This is a genomic window from Niveibacterium sp. 24ML (assembly GCF_026586805.1).
Lineage (GTDB): Bacteria > Pseudomonadota > Gammaproteobacteria > Burkholderiales > Rhodocyclaceae > Niveibacterium.
Genome location: NZ_JAPFHA010000047.1, coordinates 1 through 9,408 on the forward strand (window position 1 = coordinate 1; position 9,408 = coordinate 9,408).

A 9,408-nucleotide genomic window follows, 5' to 3' on the forward strand; every position below is an offset into this window, starting at 1 on the left:
CTCGCCGAACGCTTCGCCGCTTTCGTCGCTTTGTCCGCGTCCGTTATTTGGCTGGCTTGATTGTCAACAGACCCTAGTTCACCAACACAAATAGCCGGCGCCAAGTCCGGCGCTGTATAGCCGGGTCAGGCTGGGTAGCGGTCAGAGCTGGCTACCGCTCGACGGCAGGTCGTCGGCCTTAGCTGACGTTCATGTTCCGGTGAGCGCAGGACGTGCGAATGTCTGCTCTGATATCCCGTTGCCGTTCGGATTCGACCCAAAGCAGTCTTTCGTTGGCAAACCTGGCGCTCATCCCAACGCTCGCGCAAGCTGCCATTCGAACGGCAGCTGTCGGGGGGAACACACCCGCTACCACTGAGAATTCGGATTGCCGGTGGCGCGCAACGTGGCCGAACACCGAACGACCTCCGCCCCTGACGCGGCGGTCCCGTTGCGAGGGTTGCACACGCCCCCCTCGCGTAACCGAGTGTCAAGGCAGATCAAGTGGGCTGATCACATTGCGCGCGGTGGCCTCGACGTGCGTGTAGATCATCGTGGTCTGCAGGCTACGGTGACCCAGCAGCAACTGGATCGTGCGGACATCCGTCCCTGACGCCAGCAAGTGCGTTGCGAAGCTATGCCGCAAGCAGTGCACGCTTGCGTGCTTGTGGATCTGCGCGCGATCGAGCGCGACTTTGAACGCCCGTTGCACGGTTGAGTCCGAGACATGCCAGCGAACAAAGCGTTCACTTGACCCCCAAGGGCGTAATACCGCTGACGGGAACACGAACTGCCAACTCAATGACGCTGCCGCAGTCGGATACTTGCGTGAAAGCGCATCCGGCATGGGCGCGAGGCCGCCGCCACGCGCGCGGTCATTTGCGTGCAGCGTGGCCACGCGGATGAGATGTTCCTGCAAGCGGGCGACGACGTGTTCCGACAGGATTGTCGTGCGGTCCTTGCTGCCCTTGCTGTTGCGCACCGACAGGGTCCGCGCCGCCACGTCGACGTCCTTGACTCTGAGCGTGACGCACTCGTGCACACGCAGCCCCGCGCCATAGAGCACTTCACACATGAGCCGGCGAGTCCCATCGAGCTGATTGAGTACAGCCCGCACCTCCTCGCGTAACAACACAACCGGAATACGTTGGCGCCGCTGAACCCGCTTGAGGCCTGTCATGTCACCAAGCGGCAGGCCGAGCACCGCGTCATACAAGAACACCAGCGCATTGAGCGCTTGCGACTGAGTGGAGGCCGCAACGCGTCGATCGGTCGCGAGGTGGTTCAAGAACGCTTCGACATCCTTGGCGCCCAGGGAGTCGGGGTGGTGTTTGTCGTGGAAGAGCACGAACTGACGGACCCAATAGCGATAGGCCTGTTCGGTGTTGGCGCTGAAGTGCCGGCGGCGACAGACCAGCGAGACTTGATCAAGCAGGCGAGGGGGCTGTGTGCCCCATAAGGGGACTCCTTTCTGTCAGAAAAGTCACGAGGCTACCTGCGCAACCTTGCGGCTGCACGTACCCCCCAATATTGCTGTTGTTATACTGACACACAAGAACGGCGCGCCCAAGAAATCAATGGGTTACCACGAAAAGCCCGCGCCCTAAATATCAATTGATATACGGACCCCCTTGGGTCCGTGTAAACACTGTTAGGCCCACAGTTTTCATACGTTACCGACTACCAACCCATGTCAAACCAATACGCTTTGTCTCAGTTAGTGCCTGTTCTCAAGTCCACGTCGGCATTCGCGCACCGAGGGGAAGCAATTCCTCTCAGCGTTGAAGATTCGCCGGTGATGCGCGAATTCACCGCTGACATCTCAGTTCTATACGCATTCAATCAACCCGACTTGCTTGTCTACTTGAGCAATCGGGAGCTATCGCAAATCGGGCTAACCGGCGATCAACTCCACGCTCTTGCCGTATCAAACATCTCGAAACACATTGAGGAGGTTGTGTTCAAGCAACTCGACGACGGGTTATACGGCGTTGCTTGCGGCGGAGTACTCGAAGCGAGTCTTCTGCTGCTTGACGGCTTTTGGGAAAGGCTTACTTCCGAATTGCCGGGCATTCCGCTTGCGGTGGTACCCGCACGCGACCTTCTCTTTGTCACGGGATCAAAGGTTCCAGGTTCGATGCAGAAGATCGCAAAGTGCGCGAGAATCCCGCTTGCCGACAAGGCATTGGCTCTTTCGCAAATCATCCTTGCGAGGACTAACGGACAATGGGCGAAGTCAATGTTTTGACCTCGCAGCCTAACCAGTTCGTCAACGGGACGCCAAAATGCTGCGCATTTTGGTTCCCTCCGCTGCGCTCCGGCGCCCGTTACGTCCAACGTTAGGTGCTTTGTGGCGTTGCTCTCCGACATTGAAGATCGTCTGCTGGCCATGTGTGAAGGTGATCCAGTTACCATTCAACTTGCGCGAGATACGCTTGGAATCTGGTACGAGAAGCCCTTCGAAAGAAAGGCAATTATTCAGATAGCAAGCCGGTTAGCGAAGCTTGGGTTGCTGAAGTGGCAATATCGGAAGAAAACTAAGCAGCACTTCACTAAACGGTTTCCTTGTCGATGCGCTGAAATGCAGTTTGTGACAATCCGAACCACCAAAGCGGGCGATGTACATTTGGCAAAACCGCGTGAGGTTATGCAATGAAAAAACTCTGCATTTCCGAGCCCGCACCTAACACTACGTTCGAGGGGACGCTCCGCGATACAGCCGCGCAGCGCCCCTCAACTCCACGTTAGGCCGCGTAGTTTCCATCACTCGACAGGAGGGAAGGCAATGAGTCTCGTCGGAAACATCCACATTGCAGTTGCTATCTACTCAGTGATTGCTGGTGCGCTTGTTCTGCGCAATCAGAAGGGAACGGTGTTGCACACTTGGCTGGGGCGCAGTTTCGTCGCATCAATGCTAGCCACGGACATCACAGCGTTTCTTTTCATTCCATCCTCTGGCATAAGCTGGTTTCATCCATTAGCAGTATTCAATTTCGCGTACATCGTATTGGGCCTGTGGCATGCCTATTTTCGCCGCTCGAACCAATGGCTTGTATATCACTACTACTTCTTTTCGTACGCATTCCTCGGCGTAGTGGCTGCCGCTGCAGGGAGAGTTCCATTGCTGTTCATTGATGGCATCATGCACGCCGCGCTCATTGCCATCGCTGTTGTGTTCGGTATTGGCGTTCCGCTAGTAGAGCGCACGGGGAAGGTATTACGCCTCCGACATGCGCATGCAGCCGCCAGCTCCACCCATCGTGCGGCCTAACAAGTCCGTCAACGGGACGCCAAAATGCTGTGCATTTTGGTTCCCTCCGCTGCGCTCCGGCGCCCGTTACGTCCAACGTTAGGCGTACCGGAATGGGGCGCTCTCAATCACTGGGCCACATACTTCGCGCAACCTGGGCATCGGGATGCCTTGCAGTGCTGGCGTTTTCCTATATTCAGCAAGACATTCACGACATGCCGGTAGCGTTCATGTGGTTAATGATTCTCCTATCGTTTCCCACCGGCGCTCTTGGCGCAGCCTTAGTAGGCATTGTATGGCCGCCTCTATCGTCGTTCTTCGGGTTTGAATACCAGCCGTTTCTTGACTTATTGCCATACTGGGTCGCTCTTGCCGGCCTTGGCTATCTGCAATGGTTCGTCGCAGTTCCATGGCTCTTTCGCAAGGTGCGTGCCTTACGAGGGCGCGCCTAACATGTCAGTCAACCGGACACCCCACCGCTGCGCAGTGGGGTTCCCTTCGCTGGCGCTCCGGTGCCGGTTACTTCTACGTTAGACATGCACACCTTTGACGAACCCGCCCTCTTTGCGGCGCTTGAAAAATTGCCAACAGCAGAGCGTGTGGCCTTTGCGTTCGCCGCAGCCATGCGTGTGCAAAAGCTGGGGCACGAACTCCAGTCCGAAGCGTGTCGCACATTGCTGGCAAATGCTCGTCACGCGGTCGCGGCCTACCTGTTGACTGCAAAGTTCTCCGCGGGCGAGATTGCGCGGTTGTCGTCGTCTCTCGACGAGCTGCCTGAGCTCGACGACGATCAGGTCGCTGCTTCTGCATACATGCTGCGGTGCGTATTAACAGGAGAAGCCAAGAACGCGTTGTGGGCTGCCCGCCGAGCGTACGACGCAGCAGATCAAAGGGCACAGGACGAGTTCGAAGTTGAAGAGTTCTCTCCCACCGTTGAGAAGGCAATTTTGTCGAGCCAGGTCGTCCAAAGCGAGCTCAGGGCTCAAGCGAACGATCTATCGCTTCTCCAAACAAATCCCCACGGCATAGGCCTCGTCTGTGAGCAATACCAACTGCATGTCTAACCAGTCGGTCAACGGGACACCAAACTGCTTCGCAGTTTGGTCCCCTTCGCTGCGCTCCGGTGCCCGTTACCTCCAACGTTAGGGCTCATCCATGGGACTCGACACCGTAGAAACGGTACTGTGGGCAGAGCAAAAGTTCGGGGTAGGGATTCCGGATGGCGAGGCTGCGGGAATTTTGACGGTCGGGCAGTTTGCTTCGTACATTCATCGCAAACTGGTGTTGAAGCATGGGCTCACAGCGCTATCTGAACGCCAAGTGTTTGAGATAACAAAGAAGTATCTCGTCTCCCATTTCGAGATGAAGCCGGAATGGATAACTAGCGAGGCAGAATTCATCAAAGATCTAGGGATGGGGTAACTTTGCAGAAAATGCGCCCTAACAATTCCGTCGAGAGGGACCGCCCACAAGCTACGCTTGTGGGTTCCCTTCGCGGCTTTGCCGCTACGGCGGCCCCTCACGTCAAACGTTAGGCAAATGCCATGATTCAACGCCTGTTGCCTCAGATTACCGTTGCGGTTTTCTTGGTGTCCTTTGTCGAGGCTTCAACATTTCACGACGCATCAAATACTAACGAAGCTGTCGCAATGCTTACATTTGCACAGGCGGAAGCAGAAACGTTGCACCAAGGGTGCACTTCAATCTTCCCAGCCGATAGTGCTGCACTCAGCAGCAATTATGAGAAGTGGAAGCAAGACGAGTTTGCAGTTATCGAAAAGTCGAAGGTACTTGCAACAATTGCGATCTCTAAAAATCCAGATATTCAGCAATACATAGATCGAGTGAAAGAAAATGCAACAGCGCGACTAAAAGTTGCCTCAACAACAAACGACGCACGGCTGGCTGTTCAGAAATATTGCATTTCATATTTCAACAACCTAGCTACTGGAGTTTGGCGAACACGCACTCCAGATGTGTATAAGTTTGTTACTGACGCTAAGTTACCCGAATGAATTTGCCTAACCTTTCGGTCAACGTGACAGCCCAAAGCTGCGCTTTGGGTTCCCTCCGCTGCTTCGCAGCTCCGGCTGCACTTTACCTCCAACGTTAGGCGTATGAATATCACCGACAGCGTTATTGAAAAGCTGCAACGCGCACTCGATGCCTTCGACGAGTACGCCGCGTCGTTCAACGCGTACCGAGACGATCACGATTATCTCGTTCTAGAAATCGCGCCACCCGCAAACAAAAATCTCGAGCCGTTCGGCTTGCGCTTCTTTTACTGCGAGTTTTTGGCGGGGCCAACTCGGTGGTCCAACGTGAGGCTCAGCGTATCGAGGGTCACGCTAAGTGATGGCGAGGACGGGTTCGAAGTCAAAGATTCAAATGCCGGCTTCTTCGTAAGGTGCGCGGGGCCGATTTCTATCGCCGACGATCCAAATCAGGTTTTTCCACGCTCGTGAGCCCTCATACGCCTAACACTGCAGTCAACCGGACACCCAAACTGCCGGGCAGTTTGGGTTCCCTCCGCTGGCGCTCCGGTGCCGGTTACTTTCAACGTTAGCCATTAATGAGAATTTCTATGCCAGCGGAGTGGACATTTTCTCAGCCCAGAAATACCGCAGCTTTTACTACAACTCGTGTGGCATACGAGAACTTCCCAGTCTTGCTCGTTACGCATGAGGAAGATGGAGACTGGCAAATTCTTTGCGGTACCACAGCAGACCCCGAGCACTGCATAGTTGCCTCGTTAGGCTGTGCGGTGGATCGAGACCCTACTTTGTTCCAACTAAGTGATTTGCCGCCGGGGTGGAGAGCTTGGCGTGAATCAGTATCTAAACCGTGGTTCCGTGAGTGCATGGAAAGTAATGGCTAACCAGTCCATCAACCGGACGCCCAAAAGCTACGCTTTTGGGTGCCCTCCGCTGCGCTCCGGCGCCGGTTATGTCCAACGTTAGACGCTATGCAATTTGAGTCCTCGGCAGGTCCGCTCACTCTCCTGAACGAACCCAACTATTCGTTTGGGTCGCCGGACAACGTCCGGCAATACGCATCCGAGGTTCTGCTCGATAGTTCATATCACCCAACTTCAATTCACGGCGTGCTCTTGGACGATCAACCGCTGATCGTATGTGGCGACGCTGGCGGTTGTTCCGCAGTCCACAGGCATTCGCTTGCGTTCCATCACGGAGCAGCCTACTTGGCTGTCGGTCGCCACGTAGTCAAGTTTATTCCCCGCCCGCTATCATTCTGCTGGTCACTCCGGGTCGATGACGCAACATCATTCGGCGTCCATGTGAGTCGTGAACGAAATGCGCTGTTTTCACACGGCGAGTTGGAGGTGTGCCGGTTTTCGGAGGACGGCGCAATAGTCTGGTCCGCCTCCGGCGCCGACGTCTTTTCCGAAGGTTTCTCACTGTTTCCGGAGCATGTTGAAGCCATTGATTTCAACAATAGGGTCTATCGGTTTGGCTATGACCGTGGCGAACCCCGCGTCTAACAAGTCCGTCAACGGGACGCCAAACTGCTGCGCAGTTTGGTTCCCTCCGCTGCGCTCCGGCGCCCGTTACGTCCAACGTTAGGCTGCCATGCACAGTCCCGTAACTGATACAGCGATAGCACTGTTAGCTGAGGCGATCTTCAAGGAGAGTCCTATAGCAGTTGTTGAAGCATATTCAGCGTTCGGGCAGGAAATTCGCGAGTTCCACTCCGCAGATGAAATTTGTGCATATGCAATGGCAAATCGAGGGTCACGCGGTGCCTGCGTACACATCAAGCTCCTCTATTCAGATATGTCGGGCTCACTTTCTCGAACTCGCATTGAACTCGACCCGCGAAAATGTGATGGGCACACATACCGATATCAAGCCAACGGTTGGGGCTTGATCTCTGTTTACTTGGCCTTGCAGCCGTCAAGTGTTGAATCGTTTGTTTCAGCCAACTCAGAGAAGCGTGCCTACGTATGGTCATCAACCTATCCGGACATGGAATCTCCTGCCGTATGGCATTGGCCTGCGGTCGCTCGGCATTTGCGGAGACTTCGCCGTGTTCTTAAACTGGCAGCCTAACCCTGCGGTCGAGGGGACAGCCGAAATGCTGCGCATTTCGGTTCCCTCCGCCTTTGGCTCCGGCTGCCCCTCACCTCCACGTTAGGGCTCACCAATTGCTGCGCCGCTATGGAATTTGGTTTTTCGGGTCTCCACGGTCATTGGACGACCCGCGCATTTGGCGCGAGGACAAGAACTCCTATCCGCTCCCTACACAATTTCAACGGGCCGTCGGCATTCGGTACCGTGGTCGAAGCACCCCGCGCCACCCCGATTCAAAGGGCAGTTACTGTGGCTACGGCCACTCCACGCCCCAGCAGTCGGTGCCGCAACTTCTCAAGGGCGTCTTATCTCCCAGGCCGGTACCTCGTTCCAGACTGTCTTTGGTTGCGGGCCACCGTGCGGCGCTCGCCGGCTCAACCGGCTATGCACTTCTGTGGGCACCACGCCTTCGCTTGGTGTCAGTGCATGGCATCGCTAGGTTTGTCGGCTCAGTACTTGTCAATGAAACGCCCGAGCCCTAACAAGTCCGTCAACGGGACGCCAAAATGCTGCGCATTTTGGTTCCCTCCGCTGCGCTCCGGCGCCCGTTACGTCCAACGTTAGAGCGCTATGTCTGTAATTCAAAAGCAACCCGATGAAGTGCTGGTAGGTCTTACGCACGATAGGTTCGGCGACGAAAAAGTATTTACGGTTCCCGCAAAGTACTGGTGCTCCAAGTGCGACGTTGTTACTCAGTTCAATCTTCGCGTGAAGGAGCCCCCTCAGTTTTCGTTTCAAATTCGCAAGGCGCTGACCGAGGCCTGTGGTCCTACCGTGCCTTACGAAACCGACTATTGCGATCTTTTGTGTCACAAGTGCGGTCAGCCCATTCGCGTCAAATACGGGCAGCATGAGTTCGCAATGTCCTCCTACCGATATTTTCCTCTGGGCGTGTATCTCTATGAAGCCGCGCTCTAACAAGTCCGTCAACGGGACGCCAAACTGCTACGCAGTTTGGTTCCCTCCGCTGCGCTCCGGCGCCCGTTACGTCCAACGTTAGGCAATCACGGACCACGCACAAATGGAACGTTGGGAGATCATTGAGCGCCGAGTACTTCTTGCCATCGCAGTCCTCACCATTCCGGTTCCTTTGGTTCGCTTTGTCTTGGGCCATGGAGGGGCGGCACAACTACTGCTGTTGCCAGTTGGCCTTTGGGCTAGTTGGCAAGCCATTTATGAAAACACCGAAGACCCCAACCGCCCGCCATCGGCCGTTGAGCGCACCGCCGCTCAAGCGTGGCTATGGCTTCGTCGCCTCGTCTGTTTCGGCGTTGCAGGCGTCATAGTGGGGCTCGGAGTAGCCAATTTCCCGCCAGCGGAACCCAAAGCGCTGTGGGGCCTACTTCTGGCGGTCGGCTTAGCATTTCTCGCAGTTTGGGTTGGTTTATTCGGGGCCGGCAACCATACGTCGCTTGGCGATGATCGTGAAGTTCACAGGCAACGGAAAGCGCGTTACAAATGGCGGCTTTAGCCCTGCCTAACAAGTCCGTCAACGGGACGCCAAACTGCTGCGCAGTTTGGTTCCCTCCGCTGCGCTCCGGCGCCCGTTACGTCCAACGTTAGGTTCTATGTGCTACATGACATTGCTGAGCACGACATCCAAAGAAGATCTTTCATCTCGCAATAGTGAGCTTCTTAAAATGTCGAGAACACTGCCTGGTCTCCCGGAAGAAAAGTATTTGGCCTTCCCGAATAGGTGGTTTGTTGGCTCACAATCTGGGTGCAGCTGCTGCCTTAGGCATCTGAGCACGGGCAGTACCGAATTAGGCTTTGGGGAACCGGAAGACTGGTTTCCTGAAGACGCTCTTGCGATTGAGGCTACTCTTCAGGCAATTGCCATGATCCGATCTCTTGTCGAGAATGGTGCAAGCGTAGATGTCGTAGATGCTTGGACGGGTGACAAAACAGAGTTACGTCCGTTAGACGGCGACATGGAACTTGACCTCGAAGAGATCCGGGACGGTGTGTTTAGGTTTTATGAAAACCACAGGTTCTCATTTGCGCGCCGAACCTAACAAGTCCGTCAACGGGACGCCAAACTGCTGCGCAGTTTGGTGCCCTCCGCTGCGCTCCGGCGCCCGTTACGTC

Annotated in this window: 10 protein-coding genes; 9 read left to right on the plus strand and 1 reads right to left on the minus strand. The window is 55.5% G+C overall.

The genetic code is table 11. The features are described from left to right. Positions 1-469 precede the first annotated feature (469 nt). On the minus strand, positions 470-1,414 hold the full coding sequence (locus tag OPU71_RS20825; protein ID WP_267730019.1) for an integron integrase: 945 nt from the start codon (positions 1,412-1,414) through the stop codon (positions 470-472). Positions 1,415-1,669: 255 nt separating this feature from the next. Between OPU71_RS20825 and OPU71_RS20830 the strand changes: the two genes are divergently transcribed. The 9 genes from OPU71_RS20830 to OPU71_RS20870 all read left to right on the plus strand — a co-directional run bounded on the left by OPU71_RS20830 (position 1,670) and on the right by OPU71_RS20870 (position 8,791). Then, on the plus strand, positions 1,670-2,227 hold the full coding sequence (locus OPU71_RS20830; protein ID WP_267730010.1) for a hypothetical protein: 558 nt from the start codon (positions 1,670-1,672) through the stop codon (positions 2,225-2,227). A gap of 108 nt (positions 2,228-2,335) precedes the next feature. Beyond that, the gene (locus OPU71_RS20835; RefSeq protein ID WP_267730011.1) at positions 2,336-2,635 is read left to right on the plus strand and encodes a hypothetical protein; all 300 of its coding nucleotides are present in this window, start codon (positions 2,336-2,338) and stop codon (positions 2,633-2,635) included. 129 nt (positions 2,636-2,764) lie between these two features. After that, complete coding sequence (locus OPU71_RS20840; RefSeq protein WP_267730012.1) at positions 2,765-3,250, plus strand: hypothetical protein; 486 nt, start codon at positions 2,765-2,767, stop codon at positions 3,248-3,250. A gap of 515 nt (positions 3,251-3,765) precedes the next feature. After that, the gene (locus OPU71_RS20845) at positions 3,766-4,293 is read left to right on the plus strand and encodes a hypothetical protein (RefSeq protein ID WP_267730013.1); all 528 of its coding nucleotides are present in this window, start codon (positions 3,766-3,768) and stop codon (positions 4,291-4,293) included. A 91-nt stretch (positions 4,294-4,384) separates the two neighbouring features. Further along, entirely contained in the window at positions 4,385-4,651 is a 267-nt protein-coding gene (locus OPU71_RS20850) for a hypothetical protein (RefSeq protein ID WP_267730014.1), read from the plus strand. Between the two features lie 122 nt (positions 4,652-4,773). Continuing rightward, positions 4,774-5,244 (plus strand): hypothetical protein, encoded by a 471-nt coding sequence (locus tag OPU71_RS20855; protein ID WP_267730015.1) that lies wholly within the window; start codon positions 4,774-4,776, stop codon positions 5,242-5,244. A gap of 102 nt (positions 5,245-5,346) precedes the next feature. After that, positions 5,347-5,694 carry a hypothetical protein gene (locus OPU71_RS20860; RefSeq protein WP_267730016.1) on the plus strand — a complete coding sequence of 116 codons (348 nt, stop codon included), beginning with the start codon at positions 5,347-5,349 and terminating at the stop codon, positions 5,692-5,694. A gap of 2,196 nt (positions 5,695-7,890) precedes the next feature. Then, positions 7,891-8,238, plus strand: a complete 348-nt coding sequence (locus OPU71_RS20865) for a hypothetical protein (protein ID WP_267730017.1) — start codon at positions 7,891-7,893, stop codon at positions 8,236-8,238. 103 nt (positions 8,239-8,341) lie between these two features. Then, positions 8,342-8,791: a hypothetical protein gene (locus OPU71_RS20870; protein WP_267730018.1), complete on the plus strand. Its 450-nt coding sequence runs from the start codon at positions 8,342-8,344 to the stop codon at positions 8,789-8,791. Positions 8,792-9,408 lie beyond the last annotated feature (617 nt).

Bases quoted from the DNA above. Each gene is read 5' to 3' on its own strand.
- OPU71_RS20830 (WP_267730010.1), top strand. From the start codon at position 1,670: ATGTCAAACCAATACGCTTTGTCTCAGTTAGTGCCTGTTCTCAAGTCC.
- OPU71_RS20840 (WP_267730012.1), top strand. From the start codon at position 2,765: ATGAGTCTCGTCGGAAACATCCACATTGCAGTTGCTATCTACTCAGTG.
- OPU71_RS20845 (WP_267730013.1), top strand. From the start codon at position 3,766: ATGCACACCTTTGACGAACCCGCCCTCTTTGCGGCGCTTGAAAAATTG.
- OPU71_RS20850 (WP_267730014.1), top strand. From the start codon at position 4,385: ATGGGACTCGACACCGTAGAAACGGTACTGTGGGCAGAGCAAAAGTTC.
- OPU71_RS20855 (WP_267730015.1), top strand. From the start codon at position 4,774: ATGATTCAACGCCTGTTGCCTCAGATTACCGTTGCGGTTTTCTTGGTG.
- OPU71_RS20860 (WP_267730016.1), top strand. From the start codon at position 5,347: ATGAATATCACCGACAGCGTTATTGAAAAGCTGCAACGCGCACTCGAT.
- OPU71_RS20865 (WP_267730017.1), top strand. From the start codon at position 7,891: ATGTCTGTAATTCAAAAGCAACCCGATGAAGTGCTGGTAGGTCTTACG.
- OPU71_RS20870 (WP_267730018.1), top strand. From the start codon at position 8,342: ATGGAACGTTGGGAGATCATTGAGCGCCGAGTACTTCTTGCCATCGCA.